This window comes from Fodinibius sp. GM108 (assembly GCF_058386985.1).
Genome location: NZ_JBYEIR010000005.1, coordinates 225,887 through 249,262, shown reverse-complemented (window position 1 = coordinate 249,262; position 23,376 = coordinate 225,887). Strand labels below are relative to the sequence as shown.

At 44.0% G+C, this 23,376-nt stretch carries 21 protein-coding genes; 5 read left to right on the top strand and 16 right to left on the bottom strand.

Going from position 1 to position 23,376, the window contains the following annotated elements:
* Positions 1-27 precede the first annotated feature (27 nt).
* The 8 genes from ACT3ID_RS11210 to ACT3ID_RS11175 form a co-directional block, all read right to left on the bottom strand.
* A complete protein-coding gene (locus tag ACT3ID_RS11210; protein WP_491542122.1) occupies positions 28-1,854 on the bottom strand; it encodes an efflux RND transporter periplasmic adaptor subunit in 1,827 nt (608 codons plus the stop codon).
* 59 nt (positions 1,855-1,913) lie between these two features.
* On the bottom strand, positions 1,914-3,386 hold the full coding sequence (locus tag ACT3ID_RS11205; protein ID WP_491542121.1) for a TolC family protein: 1,473 nt from the start codon (positions 3,384-3,386) through the stop codon (positions 1,914-1,916).
* Positions 3,373-7,188 carry an efflux RND transporter permease subunit gene (locus tag ACT3ID_RS11200; RefSeq protein WP_491542120.1) on the bottom strand — a complete coding sequence of 1,272 codons (3,816 nt, stop codon included), beginning with the start codon at positions 7,186-7,188 and terminating at the stop codon, positions 3,373-3,375. Before ACT3ID_RS11200 ends, ACT3ID_RS11205 begins: the two co-directional genes overlap by 14 nt.
* 132 nt (positions 7,189-7,320) lie before the next feature.
* Positions 7,321-7,743, bottom strand: a complete 423-nt coding sequence (locus ACT3ID_RS11195) for a hypothetical protein (protein ID WP_491542119.1) — start codon at positions 7,741-7,743, stop codon at positions 7,321-7,323.
* Positions 7,744-8,018: 275 nt separating this feature from the next.
* Positions 8,019-8,213, bottom strand: a complete 195-nt coding sequence (locus tag ACT3ID_RS11190; protein WP_491542118.1) for a hypothetical protein — start codon at positions 8,211-8,213, stop codon at positions 8,019-8,021.
* Positions 8,186-8,668, bottom strand: a complete 483-nt coding sequence (locus ACT3ID_RS11185; RefSeq protein WP_491542117.1) for a class I SAM-dependent methyltransferase — start codon at positions 8,666-8,668, stop codon at positions 8,186-8,188. Before ACT3ID_RS11185 ends, ACT3ID_RS11190 begins: the two co-directional genes overlap by 28 nt.
* Before the next feature lie 67 nt (positions 8,669-8,735).
* The gene (locus ACT3ID_RS11180) at positions 8,736-9,212 is read right to left on the bottom strand and encodes a DUF411 domain-containing protein (protein ID WP_491542116.1); all 477 of its coding nucleotides are present in this window, start codon (positions 9,210-9,212) and stop codon (positions 8,736-8,738) included.
* Positions 9,213-9,255: 43 nt separating this feature from the next.
* Positions 9,256-10,596, bottom strand: coding sequence for a sialidase family protein (locus ACT3ID_RS11175; protein WP_491542115.1), 1,341 nt, complete (start codon positions 10,594-10,596; stop codon positions 9,256-9,258).
* Positions 10,597-10,776: 180 nt separating this feature from the next.
* On the opposite strand from ACT3ID_RS11175, the gene ACT3ID_RS11170 reads away from it, so the two are divergent.
* Both ACT3ID_RS11170 and ACT3ID_RS11165 read left to right on the top strand, forming a co-directional pair.
* Positions 10,777-12,159, top strand: a complete 1,383-nt coding sequence (locus ACT3ID_RS11170) for a sensor histidine kinase (protein WP_491542114.1) — start codon at positions 10,777-10,779, stop codon at positions 12,157-12,159.
* A gap of 19 nt (positions 12,160-12,178) precedes the next feature.
* Positions 12,179-12,874 carry a response regulator transcription factor gene (locus ACT3ID_RS11165; RefSeq protein ID WP_491542113.1) on the top strand — a complete coding sequence of 232 codons (696 nt, stop codon included), beginning with the start codon at positions 12,179-12,181 and terminating at the stop codon, positions 12,872-12,874.
* 132 nt (positions 12,875-13,006) lie between these two features.
* Here the strand turns inward: ACT3ID_RS11165 and ACT3ID_RS11160 are convergent, their stop codons facing one another.
* The 3 genes from ACT3ID_RS11160 to nei all read right to left on the bottom strand — a co-directional run bounded on the left by ACT3ID_RS11160 (position 13,007) and on the right by nei (position 15,223).
* Entirely contained in the window at positions 13,007-13,501 is a 495-nt protein-coding gene (locus tag ACT3ID_RS11160) for a putative metallopeptidase (RefSeq protein WP_491542112.1), read from the bottom strand.
* A 329-nt stretch (positions 13,502-13,830) separates the two neighbouring features.
* Positions 13,831-14,277: a DinB family protein gene (locus ACT3ID_RS11155; protein ID WP_491542111.1), complete on the bottom strand. Its 447-nt coding sequence runs from the start codon at positions 14,275-14,277 to the stop codon at positions 13,831-13,833.
* Positions 14,278-14,398: 121 nt separating this feature from the next.
* Positions 14,399-15,223, bottom strand: coding sequence for an endonuclease VIII (gene nei / locus ACT3ID_RS11150; RefSeq protein ID WP_491542110.1), 825 nt, complete (start codon positions 15,221-15,223; stop codon positions 14,399-14,401).
* A 67-nt stretch (positions 15,224-15,290) separates the two neighbouring features.
* Between nei and ACT3ID_RS11145 the strand changes: the two genes are divergently transcribed.
* Both ACT3ID_RS11145 and ACT3ID_RS11140 read left to right on the top strand, forming a co-directional pair.
* On the top strand, positions 15,291-15,698 hold the full coding sequence (locus tag ACT3ID_RS11145; protein WP_491542109.1) for a hypothetical protein: 408 nt from the start codon (positions 15,291-15,293) through the stop codon (positions 15,696-15,698).
* The gene (locus ACT3ID_RS11140) at positions 15,695-16,906 is read left to right on the top strand and encodes a sialidase (protein ID WP_491542108.1); all 1,212 of its coding nucleotides are present in this window, start codon (positions 15,695-15,697) and stop codon (positions 16,904-16,906) included. The genes ACT3ID_RS11145 and ACT3ID_RS11140 overlap by 4 nt, the downstream gene beginning before the upstream one ends.
* 222 nt (positions 16,907-17,128) lie before the next feature.
* Here the strand turns inward: ACT3ID_RS11140 and ACT3ID_RS11135 are convergent, their stop codons facing one another.
* From ACT3ID_RS11135 to ACT3ID_RS11125, 3 genes are all read right to left on the bottom strand, one after another.
* Complete coding sequence (locus ACT3ID_RS11135) at positions 17,129-17,884, bottom strand: lysophospholipid acyltransferase family protein (protein ID WP_491542107.1); 756 nt, start codon at positions 17,882-17,884, stop codon at positions 17,129-17,131.
* Positions 17,885-17,913: 29 nt separating this feature from the next.
* On the bottom strand, positions 17,914-18,207 hold the full coding sequence (locus tag ACT3ID_RS11130; protein WP_491542106.1) for a hypothetical protein: 294 nt from the start codon (positions 18,205-18,207) through the stop codon (positions 17,914-17,916).
* A gap of 157 nt (positions 18,208-18,364) precedes the next feature.
* Positions 18,365-19,957, bottom strand: a complete 1,593-nt coding sequence (locus ACT3ID_RS11125; protein WP_491542105.1) for a DEAD/DEAH box helicase — start codon at positions 19,955-19,957, stop codon at positions 18,365-18,367.
* A gap of 178 nt (positions 19,958-20,135) precedes the next feature.
* Here ACT3ID_RS11125 and bamJ point away from each other — a divergent pair, with 178 nt between their 5' ends.
* Positions 20,136-20,858, top strand: coding sequence for a BamJ family beta-barrel-assembly machinery protein (gene bamJ, locus ACT3ID_RS11120; RefSeq protein WP_491542104.1), 723 nt, complete (start codon positions 20,136-20,138; stop codon positions 20,856-20,858).
* Positions 20,859-21,139: 281 nt separating this feature from the next.
* On the opposite strand, the gene ACT3ID_RS11115 is transcribed toward bamJ, so the two are convergent.
* Together ACT3ID_RS11115 and ACT3ID_RS11110 are read right to left on the bottom strand one after the other, a co-directional pair.
* A complete protein-coding gene (locus ACT3ID_RS11115) occupies positions 21,140-21,835 on the bottom strand; it encodes an inorganic pyrophosphatase (protein ID WP_491542103.1) in 696 nt (231 codons plus the stop codon).
* A gap of 184 nt (positions 21,836-22,019) precedes the next feature.
* Entirely contained in the window at positions 22,020-23,339 is a 1,320-nt protein-coding gene (locus ACT3ID_RS11110) for a hypothetical protein (RefSeq protein WP_491542102.1), read from the bottom strand.
* Positions 23,340-23,376 lie beyond the last annotated feature (37 nt).

Genomic DNA, 23,376 nt, shown 5'->3' with positions numbered 1-23,376 from the left:
TTTAGGGGTGTGTGCTAGTTAGTAGTTTTAATATTCTATTTCTTCGATGATCTCACCGCAGTTGGGCATATTTTCGCTCAAATAAGGATTGCGTATTTTCTCCTCTGTACTGAGCCAGTAGGCTCCGTCATCCCCAAAGGCCATTGGACAGAACTGGTAATACAAAACACCGTCCACACCAATTTCACGCACACTTTCAACCAGTAATTCAGAAAGAGGGAAAAAAGCTTTGCGTTGAGCATCAAGTTCTTTCTGTTCGACCATCTGTGTAGCTTCTCTGTTTAGATCCTCCATAAATTCCATCCATCGATCGTGTGAATCACTTTTCAGTAGTGACATATCTACACGTTCCAGCTGATCGAGGAAACGTTCGGCCTGTTGAGAAGCTTCTTTCCGATCAGAATCCACCAGCGCATCTTTTAAATCCAGGTATTTGTAAACAGCCTGTTTTAATGTCTCACGGAATGCTTGCGGAACTTCAGTATTATTATTGTTAACCTCTGTCCTACTGTCAATAAGTTGACTGCGGCCATCCTGTTGTATCTGTTGTTCATTGCTATTGTCATCGTGATCATGTCCTACCCGGTTGGCCCCACTTCCTGGTTCACGATTCATCATACTAAGATTATCGGCCAGCTGAGCAGCGCTGTCGAGTTTGAAGTTTCCGTGGGTCACAATCTGCTCCCCCTCTTCAAGTCCTTCTTCAATAACATAATAATCACCTGAACGCCTTCCCAGTGTTACAAGTCGCGGTTCAAAAGATGGTACCTCACTATCCTGCTGCTTCACAAAAACGAGAGATCGTTTACCAGTCCACATAACCGCGGATTGAGGCACCATGAGCTTTTCACCTTCATTGAGAGACCCTGAAACCGTACCGCGGGCTAGCATATCCGGCTTAAGTTGCCCATTGGGATTTTCCACTTCGGCACGAACGCGTGCAGTCCTTGTATCCGGATCAACAAATGGGTCTACATAGGTTATTTCGGCTTCGAAAGTCTTGCCGGGATAACTGCGGACGGTAAAATCAACCGAATCTCCCTCCTCTAAAACTCCGATATCTGTCTCATAGGCATCAAACAGCACCCAGAGCTTAGAAAAATCAGCCACTTTATACATAACGGTCCCCTCATCTACATAATCCTTTACATCGATATTTTTCTGGGTCACATATCCACTGCGGGTGGCAATTATCGGTAATGCATCGGTTACTTCTCCGGCTGATTCTATGCGCTGTATTTCACTTTCGGCAAGTCCCCACAAACGCAGCTTTCTGCGGGTGGATTCATAGAGCCCGGGATTCGTTTTTTTATTTCTGGCCGCCTCAATTAGTTCCTGCTGCGCGGAGAGCAGTTCCGGTGAGTAGATGGTAGCCAGTTTTTCCCCCTCCTCAACATAGGTACCGGTAAAATCGACAAAGAGTTCTTCGATACGTCCCGGAAATTGCGCGGTGATGGATGACACCCGCCGCTCATCGGCAGCCACTCGTCCCGGCAGACGAACTTCCAGTTCAGGGATGCGCCGCTCTACGGTTGATGTTTGAATCTCCGCCAGCTTCACTGCGGCTTCGGTCATTGTAAATACGGTTTCTTGCTGCTCTTCAGCCTGGTCGACAGGTATAAGCTCCATACCGCAAATGGGGCAATTTCCGGGCTCATTTTGCCGAATCTGGGGATGCATGCTGCAGGTGTAAACTACTTTTCCCTCCTCATCGGTATGGGTTTCTTCGATGTGTTGGTTTATATCTGTTGCCTCTTCCCCGGCGGAACCGCCAAAGAACAGCCATCCTAAGAAAAGTCCAATCAGCAGTATGCCGACTGTTTTTCCTATCTGTTTTAATTTTAGTGATTTCATAATTCCTTTTTCTTTTTGATGAAAACGGTCGGGACGTACCAAGGTACGTCCGTACGTTTTTATTCTGTTTCAATTTCTTCTGGGCTAATGTTGTATTCCCCTGCCAAGGTCTCTATTTCAGCTATGGCTATATTTTGCTCCACATAGGTTGTATTCAGCTTCATTTCATAATCCAGCAATTGCTGTTGCAACTGGATGATCTGCTCAAAGTCTGCGCGCCCCGAACTGTAGTCAGCTTGTGCTATTTCCAGTGCCTGACGGGTTTTAGGGATCAGCCGTTCTTCATGCAAAGCAATTCTTCGATCGGCATCCCGGTACCGCTGAAGCAAAGATTCTACCTCGGCAGTCAATCGATTTGTAACCTCCTGCTGTTCTTCACGTGCGATTCGTGCTTCAATTCTAGCCTCCTTCTGTTGGGCCCGATATTTGGATCGCGACAACGGAACACGAATAGTAAGCGAACCTGTCAGAGCCGCTTTATCGCCGCCCATCAGGGGCATATACATATAGTTCTTATTCATAACCATCAGCCCAAGACCGAACGACGGACGTCCCTCCAGACGGGCTTGTTCCTCAGCTACAAGAGCAGCCTCTTCTTCTAGTTCTCTCCCACGGAGTTCGGGATTATTATCATATACGACTTGTCGAAGGCGGTCCTTTTTTCTAGTCAGCTGTGTGATATACATTACATCAGTAATTTGAACCTCGGACTCCGCCGGACGATTAAGCAGTGAATTAAACCGGATCTTCATTGCCTCCAACTTCTCTTGGGTGTTTATGATTTTTATTTCCAGGTTATCTTGTTCAATCTGGATTCGAAGCAAGTCAACCTGGCTGACTTTCCCACTTTCATACCGTCGTTGTACCTGTCGTTCAAGCTGTCCCAACAAATCCATATTTCGATCAAAGATCATCAAGTGATGATGCAGCTCATGCATTCGGTACCAGCGCTCTTTAATATCCTGAACGATCTCGTTGCGGGCCGCTTCAAAAGCGGTCCATTCTACTTCTGCCATCTTCTCAACTTGTTCCTCTCTTTTGCCGAGCACACCGAACCAGGGAAACATCTGAGTGGCACTGACCGTCGTACGGGTCAGCGGATTGCTGTATTCCGCCGGATTTATATGATACTGCAACATGACTTCAGGATCCGGTAAAGCGCCAACCTGCGGAATCTGCTCCAGACGAGCGTAGTATTGGTGAAACAATCCATCAATATGCGGATTATTGGCCAATGCCTCTCGTATATAGCGATTTAAGGCAATGCTGTCTTCCACGGCCTCGTGCGATCCGGGTGAAGGATGGTCCTGGGCCTGGAGACTTCCACCGATTAGTAACAGGAAAATAAATGTGAGGATTTTCAATCCCCCTGAACCCCCCTTCTCCAAGGGGGACTTTAAACTCAAAAGCCTCCAATAATTGTAGGAGTTCCTCCTTGCCGGCCCCGAGACTTCAGCGGGAGAAGGAGGACAGGAAGATTGATCTACATCTATTCTATAGTTCGTCATAATCACCAGTTTAGCTTGATTCATTGGAATTTTCACTTTCACTCGTCAGCGGTAATTGTTCCATTTTCTCTTCCATCTTCCACTTGGATTCCTGCCAAACGGCGTAGAGCACGGGCACCACAAATAGCGTGACGATCGCAACCATCATGCCGCCAAATGTTGGAATAGCCATGGGAATCATAATATCGGCACCGCGTCCGCTGGATGTAAGAATCGGCAACAGAGCAAGCGTCGTAGTAGCCGTTGTCATCAGGGTTGGACGAATACGAATGTTACCGGCTTTAATAATGATCTCATGAAGCTCATTTACATTTTTAGGTTTATGCCGATCCATCAGCTGGTGAATATAGGTGGCAATTACCACCGCACCGTCGGCAGCAATCCCGAACAGAGCGATAAAGCCAACCCACACTGCAACGCTAAGGTTTACGGTCCCCATCTGAAACAGATTTCGCATGTTGGTGCCAAACAGTTCAAAATCCATAAACCACGGCTGACCGTACAGCCAAATCATAATAAAGCCGCCGGCCCAGGCCACAAATATGCTGCTAAAGATCATGGCGGTCGTGGAGATCGATCGGAACTGGAAGTAGAGAATCAAAAAGATGATCAGCAAGGTGATCGGCATTATAATAGCCAAGCGTTTTTCGGCCCGTACCTGATTTTCATAACTGCCGGCAAATTCAAAGCTGATCCCCGGAGGTACTGAAAGCTCTTCACTTCCAACTTTCTCCTCAATCTCCTGCCGGGCCGCTTCAACAACCTCTACTTCCGAATAGCCGTCTCTTTTGTCAAAGGTAACATAGCCGGTAAGAAAGGTGTCTTCGCTCTTGATCATCTGCGGACCCTGCCGATACTTAACTTCTCCGAGCAATCCAAGCGGAATACTTGTCCCCGAAGCCGTCGATACAAACATCCGTTCGATCTCTTCAGGACGATCGCGATACTCCCTGGCATATCTCACCCGCACCGGATACCGTTCGCGTCCCTCAACAGTCTGTGTCAGCGCCATTCCGCCCATGGCCACCTCCAGGTACTGCTGAACATCTGCAATTTTTAATCCATACCGGGCCAGTGCTTCCCGATCCCATTCAATTTCGAGATATGGTTTCCCTACAATTCGATCTGCAAACACCGCCTGGCTCTTCACTTCGGGCACGCCTCGAAGTATTTCCTCCAGCTCCAGACCGAAGGACTCAATTGTCTGAAGATCAGGACCTTTAACCTTGACACCCATTGGCGCGCGCATTCCCGACTGCAGCATAATTTGCCTGGTTTCAATCGGCTGCAACTTGGGAGCTGAAGTCAGACCGGGCATACGAGTGGCATTGACAATTTCCTCCCAGATGTCATCAGGGTTTTTGATGTGATCACGCCATTGCCGATAATACTGCCCGTTATAGTCGGGAATTAATGCTCCGGATTCATCACGGATATAATCTCCGTCCTCATTGACGGCATATCGAATTCTTCGCCCGTCCTCATCTCGTTTGTACTCGCTTTTATACTGAATTACATTCTCATACATTGATATGGGAGCGGGATCCAGCGCCGTTTCTGCCCGACCCAATTTTCCTACTACAATATCCACTTCGGGAATAGAGGATACCGCCATATCAATTTTTTGCATGTAATCTTTTGCCTCTTCCACTCCCACATGAGGCATGGTGGTCGGCATCAGCAGAAAAGCTCCCTCATCCAGCGGCGGCATAAACTCTTCGCCGAGTCCGGGAAAAGTCTCCTCCATCGAGGTCCAGGCCGTGGTCTCCTGCACCGGAAGTCCTACTGAATCGAAGCTCTTTCCAACCCATCCGAACATCTTACCATATCCAAGCCAGATGGTTACGCCCAATATCACAAGCACCAACGGTATGGAAAGAAAGGTTTTCCGGTAATAGAGCGCCCACTGTAGAATCGGACGAAAATAGCGGATAAAGAGGAAGAAAATGCCTATCAACAGCGCGGCGATACTGCCTACAAAAATAAAATTGCTGAAGAGCGATACTTCCGGCCCCAGTGGCAGCCAGGCTTTCGCCAACAGCCATGTGACCACGATGGCAGCAACAAAATTGTTAATCCGAACAGCCTGCCTCTCGCTGTATGCTTCTATATAGAGCGAGGCAAGTGTATTGGCACCAAAAAGCAGTAACAGCCACCCAGCCCATGGCAGTACGGAAAAGATGATGCTTATCAATCCTAATACCACCACAAAACAGTTCCAGGCAAATTTCAGAGGACGCTTTTTGATGCGTACCGAAAAGAACCAGTGTGCAAACGGCGGTATAATAATCAGGGAAATGATGATAGAGGCAATCAGCGCAAATGTCTTGGTATAAGCCAGCGGAATAAACAGCTTCCCTTCGGCGGCAATCATCGTAAAGACGGGAAGGAAACTAATCACAGTCGTTGAAACAGCGGTGACAACGGCCGATGCAACTTCACTCGTAGCTCTGAAAATAACCTCCAGCAGTGATTCTTCATCCCCGGCCTCGTCAATATGCCGGATCATATTTTCGGTAAGGATCACCGCCATATCCACCATTGTACCGATGGCAATGGCAATACCGGTCAGTGCTACAATGTTTGCATCCACCCCACCGTATTTCATTGAAATGAACGTCATGAGCACGGCTATCGGCAGCAATCCGGAAATGAGTACCGAAGATCGCAGGTTCATCACCATGACAATGACTACAATAATCGTCACCAGAATCTGTAAAAACAGAGCTTCCTCCAAGGTTCCCAGCGTCTCCATAATAAGCTCGGTGCGGTCGTAAAACGGGACGATTGTCACCTTTGATTCAGTGCCATCATCCAACGTTTTGGAAGGCAAACCCGCAGAGATTTCGCGAATCTGTTCCTTTACGTTTTGAATCACCTGCAGCGGATTTTCACCCTGGCGGGCAATGACTACCCCTCCGACCGCTTCGGCACCGGATTTGTCGAGAGCGCCCCGTCGCATCGCAGGTCCGTGCGTAACATGCGCTATATCCTTAATACGAATAGGCGTATTATCCCTGCTTACCACTACGGCTTGTTCCAAGTCTTCGAGGTTCTTGATGTATCCGAGTCCGCGCACCAGGTATTCCACATTATTCATCTCAACCGTCCGCGCACCGACATCAACGTTACTGCCCCGGACCGCTTCAAAGATCTGCTGCATCGTAATATCGTACACCTGCATGGCTTCCGGATCAACATCCACCTGATATTCCTTGACGTATCCGCCAACTGGTGCTACTTCGGCCACTCCTTTAGCCGAAGTCAGAGCATAATCCACCGTATAATCCTGGATAGTACGAAGCTCCTGCGGATCCCAGCCGCCGGCCGGATTTCCGTCACTGTCTCGTCCTTCCAATGTATACCAGAAAATCTGTCCGAGCCCGGTGGCATCGGGTCCGAGTGAGGGCTGCACGCCTTCGGGAAGCGTCCCCGAAGGAAGGGCGTTAAGCTTTTCGAGAATGCGGGAGCGGCTCCAATAAAATTCGATATCCTCCTCAAAAATCACGTAGATCGTGGATAGCCCCATCATAGAACTGCTGCGCACGGTCTTTACTCCCGGTAGTCCCAACAGTTCGGTCGTCAGCGGATAAGTGATCTGATCCTCAATATCTTGCGGAGATCGACCCGGCCATTCAGTATGGACAATCTGTTGATTTTCACCCAGATCGGGAATGGCATCCACCGGCACCGGATCACGCGGAAAAACATCATCAAGCTGCCAGTTGAAGGGAGCCACAGCTATCCCCCATCCCACAAAAAGAAGCAGCAGGAGCACTGAAATAAGCTTGTTTTCAAGAAAAAAGCGTATGGTTTTGTCGAGCATTGAATTAGTCGTGAGTCTTGAGTAGTGAGATAAAAGCAAATAACTACAACGCATTACGGGCTACGAGATTAACTACGTGATTCGTGATACGTAATGCGTAGAGGCCTAGAAAAGATTTAAAGGCAGGATTGACTAATTCAGGAATACGCTATTTACCAGAAAGAGGGGTGGGAATTCAGTATGGGAGGTCAAGTACGAAGCACGGAGAAAAGCAGAAGTTGTCTTGGATTCACTATCAATAAATTGGATAACAGAGACAACAAAAGTTTTCGCATTATTAGAAACTGATGGTACAGCTTCTGGTTTTACCTCTGTTTTATTGATATTACAAGCACAGCTTAAAATCCAGTCACAGTCTTCTTGCTGATCATGTGACTCCTCATACTGATGGCTTTCTGTCATCGGACAGTGATCGGCTGACATTTCAGCTGCCGGAGAATCCATATCCATACTACAGTGTGCTGCTATCAGATCCACCGGAAGTGAGATGCTTACGGCAACTAAAATTGCCAGAAGCATCGAAAATAGGCGATATGTCTTTTTAAATGATGACAAGAAGTGATAATGCATTTAATTTAGAATCCCAATATTACAAAATTTATCGCACATCACGCAATGATATTTTAGAGTGCCGAAATGTTATATCACTACCTTTGATGATAACCCTCAGTACTATCTTGATAAGAAAAAGGATCAATCAAATACAGCCCGAATCCACTACCCGGCTCGATATACTAATTGTAAGTGTGCTTACCTTGTTACTGGTAATTGCTACGGTTTTCATGCTGATCGAGCTTTAGTCGATTTCCAGGGGAAGGTAATTAATTATATTAATCCTGGGGTCGTTTTGCGATAACCATCCAGTACCGCTGGTACCTGTTGGAATTAAAACGGTCAACTTTTTTTCCTATCCGGAATCCGGCTTCTTTCAGATCATCGAGTGCATATCGCATGGCAATATCGTGTTCCTCAGTCTGCTCTTCCCTGCTCTTATCAATCATCTCTTCTTGTATAGGCTCGACCATAACCAGGCGTCCCCCGGCTTGAGTGCTCTTTTCATATGATGTAGCATGCTCATGTAATTTCGAAATTCGTGATAGGCATTCCTGACCAATATAGCATCCAGCGAATTCGGTGGGAGCATAGGATTTCCGGAAATGCTGTAGATCGGACTTATACCTGTTACTTCCCGAACTTTTAATCTTTTTCGTAATTCTTGAAGTTTATCCTCATCGATATCCACGGCAAAAATATGGCCCGAATCGCCTACTATAGACGCCATCGGAATGGAGTAATCCCCATCTCCACTTCCGATATCAGCGGCCCAACTCCCCTCTCCTATCTGCATTGCTTCAAATATCGCATCAGCAGTTCCCGCGTTCGACTGTGCACACGCCACCGAATTGACAGTCACTATTGCAACAACAAGCAGAAGTATGTTATTTAGTGGTACGCAATCTTTTTTTAAATATCGACACATGACGAGGTGCTTTTCAGTTGAGTTAAAAAATTAGATAGATAATTGCGCGATAAGGCTATCAGCTATATCAATATTTTTCAAAAAGAGAGTGATTCCCCTCTTCATCAAAAAGATATACTTCAAAGGGGGTCCCGTCATTTCCCATACCTGGTGTACCGGTTGGCATATTCGGGACAGAAATTCCCTGGGCATCAGGCTGTTCTTTCAGTAATTTGTAGATCGATTCGACCGGCACGTGTCCCTCTACCACATAACCGTCAACGATTGCCGTATGGCAGGACTCGAGATCTTCGGGCACAAGATAATGATCCTTAACAGCATCCAGAGTGTCACTCTGAGTCTCGGTGACAGATAAACCTTTTTCCTTCAGATACGAAGTCCATTTTGTACAGCAATGGCAATTGGGTTGTTTATGGACCATTATCTCAATAGAATCGTCCTCTGCAAGCTCTTCGCTCTCATGGTCCGACTGCGCGTGGGCCACAAACGGGATTATTAGCAGGCAACATGAGGTGACAAAAAAAGTTTTTAGTGAACATGTCATATTAGTAGTCATTTTATTACGGTTTAAGATTATCAATACATTCTCATTCAAATTCTATGTGACTTCCCCTAAGCTGGAGTATACCATCGACGGTCTGAACCCAAACGGCGTAAAATCCGCCTTCAGGCATTCCAACCAATCCTAAATATTCCCCTCCTTTAGAAAACCGAGGATTAACGGGGCGGTATTCATCAGCCATTGCATACATTCTGGGCTTACCCGGGATATCCAAGCAGTATTTGCCTTCTTCCAAGACTGATTTTGTAGCAAAGGATTCCCCTCCATCCCAAGAGTGAGAAAAATGCACTCGATAACACTCCTTATTTTTACTTTCACTCATCTTTTCTGTCCAAAGAATTCCCAGCCTTCCTTCTCCGTCAACTGCGGGATAGTGAGCTATTTTACGTGCAGTAGCCAATTCTTTTACTTTCTTTGGTTCACTCCATCTTTCTCCCCTGCTGTCGGAAAAAAGTACAGATAGTGTGGGATTCTTATGCGAAAGTACCCCGGCCATATATATTCGGTCCTGATATTCAACCGACGTCGTATCAGCAGCCAACAGTGGCATATCTACCGCTTTTATTGTTATTATATTGGGATAGGAAGTGGTTTTTCCGCCGTCAAATGATTTAAATGTCCATGCTGGTTTGGTACGTAATGACCGCGGCTCGATGGTCATGTAATTATAGTATCCACCAATAAGAGTACCATCCGATAAAATCAATGTATTTAAACTTTGCTTCCTGAAATTATTTTCAGCAACATAATTGATATCTGAAAAAGAGTCGCCGGCGTTTTGTGAATACAAAAAAGCAACGGTCTTGGTAGAATTTTGAAGCTTCGTCGGACGGGCCCAGCGGTTAGAACTCATATAAAGCCGGTGGGTATACTTACTATTCATAGTATTATCAATAGTAAGCTTGGGCTGATCGAAAGAACCTCCCTGCCCTCTCTCCGAAATATGGGTATAAGTGTTTAGCCAATCGTTCTGTACATTACTTTTCCGGAAAAGCTTAAATCCTATAAAGCTGTCATCTTTGGAAAAAGTAGTAGCAGTAAGTAAAGACACAAACGAATTTCCCCGGCGATCGAAAGCAGTCCAAGGATCGATTGTACCCAGGGAATCCGTAGTCGGCAGCTTTTCCCTAACCCAATTCCTGCCGTTATCTGTTGATCGAAATGCGTCAACATGATGCCTGCTGGAATCAGGTAATACTACGGATGCCAGCAAAAACTCATTTGAGTTGTTGGGATTTATGCTTAGATGAGGCTCAACATGTGAATTTTTGGGGTTATCCGCTGATATCTGAACCTTGTTGGAAAATATTACCGAATCGGCCTGGTTAATATGGAATAAGACCAAAAGCGCAACAAAATAACTCATAACTTAAAGTTGATACCAATTATGCTTTACTTACAGTTCATCGCTCCGTTAAGCTATTAATCTACCGGTGTGCTTCCTACTAACAGAAACTTAAAAATGTTAATGAAATGTTAACGAATGTGTAATAGGAACATATCTTTTATACTTTTAGCATAACAGAAAAGGTGAAACTTCCTGCTTATGGCTTTTTCACAGAAAAAAATCTACTTAGTCATCGCCCTAACTGTTATTTCGTTAGTGGGAATTGTTGTAGTTCAATACTTCTGGATCGATGCAGCATATAAAACCCAAAAGGAGCAATTTGACCAGCGTTTAAATTCTATCAGAGGGGATATCAGTAATAGTGTTAAAGCGGATGACCAACTGGAAAAATCTCTCCTGGCTTATGCCAATGACAACTATCTTCCCTCGTTACATTCTTATCTTTATGACCTTCCTCAACCATTAGCTTTCATCATTAATAATGATAAATCTACCTTCTCCGGTGAGAACCTTTTATTATCTCGAGATACACTTAAAAGAAAGCTTCGTGCAAAAATAGATTCCGTCTTTAATGCGAATAATTTTAATATCGATTACGAATTTGGACTCGTTAATCATAGTCCCAATTGTGATCGATGTGGGCAGGAAGACGATAAAGAGTATGTTATATTTGCGACTATGAGCGGCCCCGATCTGTCACCCATTATAGAATCAAAGTATAAGATGTGTACTCCTATACTAATGGGAGATGCGCATATTAATTTCCATTTCCCCAACAAAGGCTTTTACATTGCCAAACAGATTGGCTGGATGTTGAGTCTTTCGATCCTCGGAATTCTGATCATAGTCGGCTGTTTTGCTTATACAATTCTCACCATTCGAAAACAGAAGAAACTAGCCAGAATGAAGAACGACTTTATAAACAATATGACCCATGAATTTAAGACTCCCATCTTCTCCATCTCTCTTGCATCTAAAGCACTTGGAAAGTCACAACAGCTACAACAATCCGAAAAACTCACCAGCTATCTTGACCTGATCCATGATGAAAGTAAACGTCTTAAAAAACAGGTTGACAAGGTATTGCAAATGACGCTTGCAGATTCTGACTACACAAAAATCAACAAAGAGAAAATAAACCTTCATGAGCTTATTAAAAAGGAGGTCAGTAAATTTAAACTTATTCTCTCCGAGAGAAATGGGTCTGTCAGCCTCAATCTGAATGCGGACAAGCATATCATTTATGCCGATAAAACCCATATCAAAAATATCATCCAGAATCTTATCGATAACGCCATTAAATATTCCAAACAGCAACCCAATATTACCATTTCAACAGAACATGGAGATGAAGGTGTCAGCTTCAGCATTACTGACAATGGAATTGGTATGGACACAGAAACCAAAAAACATATTTTCGAAAAATTTTATCGGGCCCAATCGGGCGATATACATGATGTCAAAGGGTTTGGATTGGGTCTTAGTTACGTGAAAAGTATTGTAAAGGCTCACAAAGGACGAATAAAGCTTAACAGTCAAATCAATAAGGGCAGTACTTTTACAATTATTCTGCCCGCCTAAATATTAATTATTTTATACTATGAGTTATCGCCTGCTTCTGGTTGAAGACGATGAAAATCTCGGCTATATCCTAAAAGAATATCTGGAAATGAACGAGTTTCGTGTCGACTGGACCAGAGACGGTAACGAAGGATTGTCCAAGATCAAAGATCAAAATTATGATCTCTGTATTTTGGATATTATGATGCCGAAGAAAGATGGCTTTACTCTGGCTCGTGAAATAAAGGAACTACAACCCAATACGCCATTCGTTTTTTTAACCGCTAAAACGTTAAAAGTAGATCAGCTTAAAGGATTTAACCTTGGAGCAGACGACTATATTGTTAAACCTGTGGACGAAGAACTGCTTATCGCCCGAATAAGGGCAATTCTCAATCGCTTTGATAACACGAAGGATGATCGAAGCAACAATATCTATAAGCTCGGCAACTTTACTTTTGATACTAGTAAGCGTCAGCTTACCTCCGAGGAACAAGAAACGAAGTCGCTAACTCCACGGGAAGCCGACTTGCTCACTCTTTTTTGCAAAAAGAAAGGTGAACTTCTAAGCAGAGAAAAAGCGCTGAAGGAAATATGGGGAGACAGTAACTACTTCAACAGACGTATTATGGATGTCTATATCTCCAAGCTTCGAAAGCACCTGGCGGACAATCCCGGCGTCAGTATCGAAAATATACACAGTAAGGGATTTGTCCTGAAAGATGAAGTTAGCTGACTTCATTATACATCCTCTTCCCTCTTTTATTTAATTAACCTATTACAAATAAAAAACGACATGCCTCTGCGACATGTCGTTTTTAGAGTTTAACAGATGGGATGCTTAATTCAACATACTCGTGGTGATTATTTATAAGGTAACTTTGCTCTCACGCTTTGGATCCAAATCGTAGAGCGATGAAACAGTGGCTTGTACTGTTTTATACCAGTCGTTGCCGTATTTATCGTTGATTTCGTAAAAATCAGAAAAGTCAGGCTTGCGAGTTTTCATCTTCCACTCCTGATTCTTGGCCTTGTAAACAGGGTCGACATGCAGAAGCTGGTGAAACAACACCATTTCCCGTGTTTTTTGATCCAGCATATCCCACATTTCACCGGATATTTCAATCAGGTAATTGTTACCGGAGTAATATTCAACCTCCCGGGAGGCTTTTTTGCATTTTGCCGCCCGATATTTTGAGAGATTTGGATAAACCAGGAAATAACCAATTGAGGCAGGACCAAAATCCAGGCTTTCCCGTTCGATAACAGTCTCGGCAATCTTTTCTACTTCGGGAGATTCCATCAGCTGCTTGTTACTGTGACTAACGGTATCGCCCGGTTTTAAAAAATCATTGTCTTTCATTGACGTGCTTCATTTTAGATTCAAATTTTCAGAGGTCCCAAAGGTATGATTCTGCGAGATTAGTTTCATCTGTTTTGAGGAAATGATTTTACGGAAGATTGGCACATTCCCGCCCGACCGCTGGGTGTACGGTCGGGCGGTAAAACAAATTCAGTTTATTTACTTGACTTTCCGCCGGACGGCCTTCACGGAAACATCTACTAAATAATTAACTGGTTTTAGAAAAGCCATATATAACCAAAGAATAGTAAAAGAAATCCACTTTACTTACTGCTTCTCCAATCCGCCGGACGGCAACTCCAACCACCCGACGGAAGAAATGGGGTTTCTTAGGATGACTGAATTCTCCTCAGGTAGTTGATCTGTCCCAGATGATAGTTCAAATGCCCATAAAGATGGATCAAAAATCCCCCGATCGACGCCTCAAAAGATAATTCCATAGGATACGAAGCATTGAAATCCGCCTCTCCTATAGAATCGAAAACGTCATCCAGTGTAATTTGCAGATCCTCTATTTCTCTGATCAATTCATCTTTGGACTTTTCGGTAGAGGCAAATTCCTGCTCGCGCTGACGTACATAGCCTATTTGTCCTAATCCCTCACCGATATAATGATTAAGATTTCCAACCAGATGCTGTACAAGAACTCCACAGCTATTAGTAACGCCATCCGGTACTCTCCAGAGTTCATCCTCAGGTATTTCCCGCAGATTATCTATAAGTTGATCCAAGTCACGCAGAAAATAGGATCTCATTTCTTTTTTAAGTGAGCTCATATCGATAATGGCTTCTTTATTTAAAGGATTAGTTCTAAATCCGCCCCTGTTCCCTCTCTGGAGGGAACTTTTTTATTACAATGGTAAGTGGTAACATTAAATCTCGTTGGTTTTATTTCCTTCACTCACCAAGCTGACACTTTGGACAATAATAGATTTTGCGTCCGCCGGTGTTATCCTGCTCGATAACTGTTCCACACTTGTGACAGCGATTGCCGGTTCGTTTATACACGAAATGTCGATATTCCTTGCGGTTAGCATTTTCTCGCTTCAGCGCTTCTACGATCGACGGGTCATTAGTAATGCCACCTGTCTCGTAGGATCGCGTTGTCAGCTTCACGACTGCTTTAGCAAGAGCTTCTTTCTCTTCATCAGAATACTGTTTCAGTTTTTGATGCGGATCCACCCCGGCATAGAACATAATTTCGCTCCGAAGATAGTTACCAATACCGCTGATAAATCCCTGGTCCAAAAGCAGCGTGGTTAGTTTTCGGTTCTGGAAGGTATCCGACTGGAAACGATCGATGATATCTTCATAGCTCGTATCCGGGTGCAGTACATCAGGACCCAGTTTTTTGATATAGGAATGCTCCGGAACCTCATCCTTAGGTATAATTTCAATATCAGAAGCAGAAAAAAGATAGGCAGATTTTGTCCCGTTATGAATAGCAACTCGCAGTGATCGATTGGTATCAGGCTTTTGTCCCTTTTCGCTGATCATCCATTTGCCGTAAAGCTGATTATGGCTGTACATCACCAGGTCATCCTCAAAAAACGTGAGGATCGCCTTTCCCCGCGCCTCCACATTTTTTACGCGCGTTTCTTTCAGCTTTGATTCAAATTCCTTTAGTTCATCAAAAGCAAAGTAGAGATCGGTGATCTCCTTGTGTTGCAGAGCATCCTGTAACTTGTCTGCCGTATTCCAAATTTCGGGTCCTTCAGGCATCGCAATAACTTTGATTAGTATTTATCACCACTTTTACAAGTATAATGCTACATTCGTTCACTCATTTATGATACGATCAATGCTTGCCATCGCAGTAGGATATTTCTCCATCGTAGCTCTAAATAGTTTCGTGCACGTAATAGTATCTGTATATTTTAATACTGAACTATTTCTGACGGGCATCTCACAAATGCCGTCCAACATTTGGATCTCCGGAGTTACGGCCCTTCAGTTTGCATTCGGATTATTTGGCGGGCTGCTTACAACTACAATTGCAGGTTCAAAAGCATATGTCGAAATTTTAGGATTTATTCTGTTGATGATTGTCATAGGATTCGTAGATTATTCTGTACTTAATGAACGGGAACCGCTTTGGTATTTGATAACATCTCCTATCTTAAAAGTGTTGGGAATTTACACAGGATACCGGCTCATTAAACTACAAAACGAGAAAACAGAAACACAGACAACATGAAGCGAACACTGATTCTTTTATTAATGCTGGGTGGGATTTTGATAGGATGTTCAACTGGCGATAGTAATATTAGTACACTGCAACATCCCGCCCCCGAAAACAGCTCCTATCCTTACCTGTATTCAGTTGAAGACACGCTTTATATGAGCTGGATTTCATCAGCGGATCAGGGAAATGTGTTACAGTACACTAAATATGCCAACCAAAACTGGAGTTCTCCTTATACTATTACCCGCGATTCCAGCTGGTTCGTCAACTGGGCAGATTTTCCATCAATTATTGCCGACGAAAACGGACCGGTAGCAGCTCACTGGCTGAAGAAAATCCCGGGCGGACCGTACGCCTACAATGTCACCATCTCCACCAATAATAAAGACAAACCTTGGTCCTCTGTTCTGACACCTCATCAGGATGAAACCGCCACCGAACACGGTTTTGTATCGATGATTCCCTGGAATAATGATACCATACTAGCTGTCTGGTTAGACGGACGCCAAACAGCCGACAGATCGGAAGATGATTATTATGATCTGGATAATGCCATGACACTGCGGGGAGCGTTAATATCTATTGATGGAACAATTGAAGACAAATTTTTAATTGATGATTCCGTCTGCGACTGTTGTCAGACTTCACTCATCAAAACTTCAGATGGTGCTATTGTAGCTTACCGCAACCGGACCGATGATGAAATCCGAGATATTTATGTAAGTCGATTTGATGGGAAACAGTGGTCGAATCCACAGACCGTGCATAATGATAACTGGAAGATCGGGGCCTGTCCTGTGAATGGGCCCAAACTGGCTGCCGAGGGATCAACGACCGTTTTAGCTTGGCATACCGGGGCAAATGATAAACCTACCGCTAATATGGCCATTTCTATGAACGATGGTAAAGAGTTCGGAAAACCGATCAAGCTTAACAGTAAAGAATCATTGGGACGTGTTGACGCAGCGGTCCAAAATGGACAAGCTTATATTTCATGGATGGAAAAGGATAGCAATGAACAGGCTAACTTGCAGCTGGCTTCTTTCGGATTAGATGAAACAACGGCTACAACAAGAACTGTTGACCAAATTAACAGCTCGCGCCGGACGGGCTTTCCTCAGATGGAGATCATCGGCAATGAAGTCATTTTTGCGTGGACAGATGTGGATTCTTCGGACGAACCGAAAGTAGAGATGAAGCAGGTTTCGCTGCCACTTTGATTCTACAATAAAACGAGAATAACTCGCTCTCAACTAAAGTAGTTTTTTCGCCGTTTGGATCAAGCCCCGTGGAATGCCACGTAGTGGCCCTCCGAATTTCGGAGGATTCCACAAGGGCAAGCCAAAAGGTAACCCTCGATAACATAAAAGCCTTTAAACACAAAATTAACTCACGGTTTTAAAAATCGATCTTGATTATGTGCCCACAAAGAAAACCGTTAATCACGCCAAATTATCGATCTCTTCGGGTGACTGACCTCTCCATTCGGCAAGCTGATCCAGAATACGTCCCCTCACCTCTTCGGTCAATGAGCGCGTATCGTTTCTTTCCAAACCTTCTGTGGAAACAGGGTCGAGTACTTTCAACTTAATATGCCTGGCAATTCCAAACTTCCAGCTACGCTTCGGTAACGTATTTTGTGTGCCGTCGATAACCATCGGTAACACCGGTTTCTGCTCCCGGATGGCCAGCTCAAAGGCACCACGAGTAAAAGCATTCAGGTTACCATTACGCGATCTGGTTCCCTCCGGGAAAAACATCACCGAACATCGGTTCTCCAGGTAATGACGGGCTTGCTCGAACGTCATCTCTTTCCGATTCGGAGCCCGGCGATCTACCGAAATATCACCGGCAAGCTTCATCATCCATCCCACAACCGGAGTATCAAAGAGTTCCTTTTTGGCCACCCACTTCATCTCCCAGGGCAAGTTCGAAATCAGCGGGATATCGGCCTGGGACAGGTGGTTACAGACCACTACATATGGAGCCCGATCATCTACATCGGTTCGGCCGCTGATAGTAATTTGCCAATTGGGGTTAATTTTTGAGATTGCTTTTCCGAGCTTTCGAAAAAGCTTGCCTGTATGATAATGGGGATCGGGATCAAACAAACGGCAAATAACAAGCATCGGCAGCCAAATCAGGATTAGCAGAGCTACTCCTATCCAAATTGCCAACGACTTAATTGTTGCACCCATTTATCCCTGTTTCATCGAATTAACGAATGTTAGTGATCACTTTCGGACTGTTTCAACTTTTCTTTCAAAGATTCAGGCAGTGTCCACGTCACCATCGATTCATCTGTCCTCCTAAAATGACCCGATCTGCCATCCAGCTGAAAAATAGCAATCTGATACAATTTTTCCTCAAGCGGAATCGAGACAGAAAGATCTGCTGCTTCCCTGGATCCAGAATTTTCTATATCCTGGAAAGTAATTTCGCGGAGCGTATTTCCTTCACTGTCTAGCAACAATGCCTGATAATTGCCCTGCTGATGTGACTTTTTAAAGGGCTGATCCACCACTTGATGTTCTGTTACGCTAAAACCACTGCTATCAGCAGATATAGATAACAGGAGCGTTCTTTGAGAGACTTCGTTAGCAGAACAAGCAGTTAAAATCCCCAAAAGAGACAGTGGAACCAGAAATCGTATCCCGAATCTATACACAATAACAGGACTATAATTTCGGAATATAGCTTTTTATCACGCCCCAAATACCTTTGGCCGGTTTCAGCGAATTTCTATTTCGGGAAACCGCCTTCTCAATAATTTCCGGCTGGAAAATATCTTCTTCATTATCAAACTCGGTAAGATGATTGGGCAGCCTTGCCTTTTTACCCGATTTATCTGGTTTATCTGTACCGTTTGATTCTTCTTTCTTCTCTGAAACCTTTTTCTCATCCGATTTTTTTGCCTTCCCATTTGAAGAAGGCTCCTCTTTGGGTTTGGGAATACTGGGATCAGTCAGCGACGCCGGACGCGGAACCCGCCTATCTTCGTTCTGTTTCTTGTCTTTTTTCTTGACAGTTTTTTCCGGCTCCTCTTTCTTTCGGAATTTTTGCTTTTGCTCGGGCGGCGATACCGGTGCTTTTTCTCCCGATGAGGATTTCTTTTGAGAAGTATCGTCCACCTTTTGTTTTTTCGCTTTTTTCCCAGGCTCCTCTTCAGGAATATCTTTCACAGTCAGCTGATCCCCTACTACATCTTTAATTGCATAGTAGTATTTTTTGTCATTATTGCTGACAAATGTGATAGCCGTTCCCTTTTTGTCATACCGTCCCGTCCGCCCTATTCGGTGAATATAATCTTCGGGATTATTCGGCACATCAAAATTGACGATAAGCGAAACATCATCAATATCAATGCCGCGCGAAAGCACATCTGTGGCAACCATCACCGGATGGGACTTATTCTTAAATAACCGTAGAGCCTCGTTTCGCTCCTCCTGATCACGATCGCCATGCATACTTACGGCATTGACATTGCGCTTTTTGAGCATTCGCTCTACCTCATCTGTCCCTCGTTTTGTAGCACAGAAAACGATAGCCGTTTGATATTTATCGGCATCAAAAAGCTGCTCGAACAATTTCAGCTTCTTTTTGGGATGTACAAAATAGATCTGCTGATCTACACTGTCTACGGGTTTTGATACTTCAAATTCAACTTCAACGGGATCAACCATCACCTGATCAACCACCTTCTGTACTTCTTCAACCATCGTGGCAGAAAATAACATCGTCTGACGTTTTTCCGGCAGCTGTTTTACAATCTTCATTACATCCGGCAGAAATCCCATATCCAGCATCCGGTCGGCTTCATCCAAAACAAGATACTGCAGGTGATCAAAATCGATATTCAGCACATTCATCTGATCGATAAGACGTCCGGGCGTAGCCACAATAATATCGACGCCGGCCCGGATAGCTTTTACCTGTGTTCCGTAATCACTGCCACCCGTGACGGTAGCTGAAGAAACGCCTGTGTGGTATCCTAAAGCAAATATTTGCTCTTCAATCTGTTGAGCAAGCTCGCGGGTGGGCGATAAAATAAGAGCCTGCGTATGATCAGAATTGCTGGTAATGATTTTTTGTATCAATGGGATTACAAAAGCACCTGTTTTACCCGTTCCCGTCTGAGCAGCACCAATAACATCTTTTCCTTCTAAAATTAATGGAATGCACTCTTCCTGGATGGGCGTGGGATCTTTATAACGCAGATCTTTCAATCCCATCATGAGCTCTTGGCTCAAATTAAACTTCTCGAAACTCAAAATTAATATAGGGTTTGTTAGCAGTTACTGTGATGTGCCTGATATTTTATCAGCCATAAAGATACGATTTTATTCGCAATTCACTTAATACTGCAAGTAAATTTTTTTTAGGTCAAAAATTGGATAACTTCGGCATCCAAACCGAAAACTGTAATAACATCTAATTAAAATTAGGTCCATGAAATTAACAACGTATACTTTTTTCTTTCTTTTGGCGACTATATTGATTTTTTCCGGATGTGATTCTGAGTCGGGCTCGTCTGAGGTGTCACTGGAAAACAAAGCTGATAGCGTAAGCTATAGTCTGGGTTATCAAAACGGACAATTCTTGAATCAGCGCGATATGACGGATATTAATACGGAGTTGATGAAGGCTGGTCTCGAAGATGGGCTAAATGAGCAAGAATCCCCTCTTTCAGACGCTGAAATGCAACAAGTGGTACAGCAGTTTCAGCAAGAAGCGCAGCGGAAAGCTCAACAACAGCAGATGCAAGATGCCGAGGAGAATCAAAAGAAGGGAGAAGAATTCCTTGCTGAAAACAGAGAAAAAGAAGGTGTCCTGGAAACCGAAAGTGGACTGCAGTACGAGGTGCTTGAAGAGGGATCAGGCGAATCGCCGGATTCAACAGATGAAGTACGTGTAAACTACGAAGGGACTCTTCTTGACGGAACGGTTTTTGACAGTTCTTATGAACGTGGTGAACCTGTTTCATTCCCATTAGATCGAGTTATTCCCGGCTGGACCGAAGGTTTGCAGCTTATGCAGGAAGGGGCAAAATATAAGTTTTATATTCCCGGTGATTTGGCATATGGTCAAAATCCCCCGCCTCAAAGTCAGATTGGTCCCGGCGAAACGCTCATTTTCGAAGTGGAGTTGTTAGAAGTTAATCCGGAAGAGTAAGTTTATTGTTTTAACCAATAAGGCACTGAGTGCACTTAGTTCTTTAAATTATCTCCTTCCCAAGCTCTTGCTTGGGAAGGTTTTTTATTTGAAGAAGGAATTCAAGTTTTTGCCTTGTTCTCTATCAAAATGATCAGGGTTGTGAGAGGGTTGTACCCTCGAACAATCCCATAACTTATATTTGACTGATATGCGAGTAGTATCATTCGGGTGTACAACTCCCTCACATTATTCCATGTAGGATCACCACGTCGCACAAACCGCTCCTCGTGATGACACTTCTATGCGAGTCCGCGGTTTATCAACTCAAAAAGTTCTTTTTTATCGATATTAAAACGATTGTCATAGTCCTCTACACTTCGATTTATTACTTCAATGGCTTCATCTCTGCCATAAATATGAGTAATTTCGATCTCCCGCTCTTTTTTGCTGAACGGCTGCTCTTTGTAGGTGAGAAAATAATGCGACAGCCGGTCGATAATATGTTGGGGAATATCTGATATATCTTTCATTTGTCCGAATGAGCCGTCTCCTTTCATCACAGAAATAATTTTATCGTCGGCCTCCCCATCATCAATAAGTCGAAAACCACCGACAGGAACGGCATCAAGGATAAGATCACCATGTGGAATATTTCGTTCTGTAATAACACAAATGTCAAGGGGATCGTTATCACCTGTTATATCCGGGCGGCCGGTCTTTTCCATGCAGTATTCGGCCACACTTTCATCACAAAGTGTTTGTGGTATAAATCCGTATGGAAAGGGACAGATATTGGAAAAGCGCTGCGGCCGGTCGACTTTAAGATACCCGCTCTCCTTATCGAGCTCATATTTCATTGTGTCTCCGGGTACAATCTCAATAAATACTTTTACTACTTCAGGCATCTGCTTACCAATTTCAATGCCGTGCCAGGGATGCGGTTTGGAGAAAAGTTTCGAAAGGGATAAAAATCGATGAATTTGATCTTCGTTCATAAATTTACGGTAAATGTTCAAAAAATAGTGGGCCTAAAGTTACAAATATTTCACTGATGTTGATATTATCAGCTATTAAAATTGCTCTTTTAATCCACCAGATGGTAACCCCAGCCATCAGGTGGGAATTAAAAAAGGGACCGGTAATAGCCGGTCCCTTCTCAATTGTAAATAATGTTAGTCACTAAGCTATATTAATTAAAATAAGCAGCTGAGCGTAAGCTTCAGCTTCGGTTTCACTGGCACCAGTAAATGTTGAATCTACAATAGAGTGAACCTCAGAATAGAAATCTGTGTACGCATCCATTATGAGTGAGAGCTTTAATGTAGCACTAAGTGAAGATTCAAGCGAAGCCTTGGCCCCGTTATCCTCATTAATCGTAGAGTTGGCCGATATAAAAAGCTCGCCGTTGATCTCGGCATCACTCTGTATAATCGATTCAATTTCACTGTTAAACGCTTCAAAAGCAGCTTTAACTTCCTCCTCGGAAGCGTTGCTCATTGCTTTTATCTCTGCTCGCAAATCAACAACAGCATCAACAGCACTGTTTACAGAACTCTCCGCAGCTGCAGCGGCCTCCATTTGAGCCTCAACAGCTTTCTCAAGAGCAAAGGTCATCATGTAAGACGTGTGCTTACGTATTTCTGCCTGTGCTTCTGCAGAAAGATCAGCGCTCTGATTCACCAGTACACGCGAAGAAGATTCCGAAGCTTTGACAGCTGCTGTCGCTTCAACGTCAGCTTCGGTTTCTGCATTAGCAACCGTTTCCAAAAATGCATTAAAGGCCGCTTCTGCTTCGCCCGTATCTGTTGTAGCATTCAGTTGACTTTCAAGCTCGAGCAGAGCCTGTGTTTTTGCATCTCGAATATTATTACGCTGCTCTTCAGTAATCTCAATACCCTGATCACTGTAGAATTTAACTTTGGCTTCTGCCCTATCGGCAAGCGCAGCAGCTATGTCCGCAGCATGCCCGGCATTACTGTTGATATCCTGAGCCACTCTACCGTTGACAGTCGCTTCAATATCTGCCTTTGAAACAATCTCAGCATCGCCGTTAGCGATTACTTCTTTATACACATCAGCCTCTGCCGTCGATTCGAAGGTAATTGGTTGAACTTCAACGGATTTACCACTCTCTAGCTGTGCAGTAACAAATGCTTGGGCCTTTTTACCATTGTTTTCAGCTACAATGATAATGTTATTTCCCGCATTTGCAGCTGCATCAACATCTATTTCGAGAGTAAATTCACCGTCGACGTTGGTTTCGGCTTCTGCATCACCAATGGTTTCTATACTGCCACTAGAGGTAACACGAGCCGCAGTGACTACTGCCCCCTCCACTGATTTAGACTTTGCTTTTTCTGAACTTGAACCAGTGTTATCAACGCGTCCTTCTACAGCCGCAGGATTGGAATCCGGACTTGTCGAAGAATCGCTGCATGCCACTCCCACTGAAACGATAACAAACACTATTATTAGATTTCGTATCGATATGTTAGTCATATATGATCTTGATTTATTAGGGTTTATTGTAGTACAT

Bases quoted from the DNA above. Each gene is read 5' to 3' on its own strand.
- ACT3ID_RS11200 (WP_491542120.1), bottom strand. From the start codon at position 7,188: ATGCTCGACAAAACCATACGCTTTTTTCTTGAAAACAAGCTTATTTCA.
- ACT3ID_RS11185 (WP_491542117.1), bottom strand. From the start codon at position 8,668: ATGTGTCGATATTTAAAAAAAGATTGCGTACCACTAAATAACATACTT.
- bamJ (WP_491542104.1), top strand. From the start codon at position 20,136: ATGAAATTAACAACGTATACTTTTTTCTTTCTTTTGGCGACTATATTG.
- ACT3ID_RS11170 (WP_491542114.1), top strand. From the start codon at position 10,777: ATGGCTTTTTCACAGAAAAAAATCTACTTAGTCATCGCCCTAACTGTT.
- ACT3ID_RS11135 (WP_491542107.1), bottom strand. From the start codon at position 17,884: ATGGGTGCAACAATTAAGTCGTTGGCAATTTGGATAGGAGTAGCTCTG.
- ACT3ID_RS11115 (WP_491542103.1), bottom strand. From the start codon at position 21,835: ATGAACGAAGATCAAATTCATCGATTTTTATCCCTTTCGAAACTTTTC.
- ACT3ID_RS11140 (WP_491542108.1), top strand. From the start codon at position 15,695: ATGAAGCGAACACTGATTCTTTTATTAATGCTGGGTGGGATTTTGATA.
- ACT3ID_RS11160 (WP_491542112.1), bottom strand. From the start codon at position 13,501: ATGAAAGACAATGATTTTTTAAAACCGGGCGATACCGTTAGTCACAGT.
- ACT3ID_RS11190 (WP_491542118.1), bottom strand. From the start codon at position 8,213: ATGGTCGAGCCTATACAAGAAGAGATGATTGATAAGAGCAGGGAAGAG.
- ACT3ID_RS11165 (WP_491542113.1), top strand. From the start codon at position 12,179: ATGAGTTATCGCCTGCTTCTGGTTGAAGACGATGAAAATCTCGGCTAT.
- ACT3ID_RS11205 (WP_491542121.1), bottom strand. From the start codon at position 3,386: ATGAATCAAGCTAAACTGGTGATTATGACGAACTATAGAATAGATGTA.
- nei (WP_491542110.1), bottom strand. From the start codon at position 15,223: ATGCCTGAAGGACCCGAAATTTGGAATACGGCAGACAAGTTACAGGAT.
- ACT3ID_RS11110 (WP_491542102.1), bottom strand. From the start codon at position 23,339: ATGACTAACATATCGATACGAAATCTAATAATAGTGTTTGTTATCGTT.
- ACT3ID_RS11175 (WP_491542115.1), bottom strand. From the start codon at position 10,596: ATGAGTTATTTTGTTGCGCTTTTGGTCTTATTCCATATTAACCAGGCC.
- ACT3ID_RS11155 (WP_491542111.1), bottom strand. From the start codon at position 14,277: ATGAGCTCACTTAAAAAAGAAATGAGATCCTATTTTCTGCGTGACTTG.
- ACT3ID_RS11210 (WP_491542122.1), bottom strand. From the start codon at position 1,854: ATGAAATCACTAAAATTAAAACAGATAGGAAAAACAGTCGGCATACTG.
- ACT3ID_RS11145 (WP_491542109.1), top strand. From the start codon at position 15,291: ATGATACGATCAATGCTTGCCATCGCAGTAGGATATTTCTCCATCGTA.
- ACT3ID_RS11180 (WP_491542116.1), bottom strand. From the start codon at position 9,212: ATGACATGTTCACTAAAAACTTTTTTTGTCACCTCATGTTGCCTGCTA.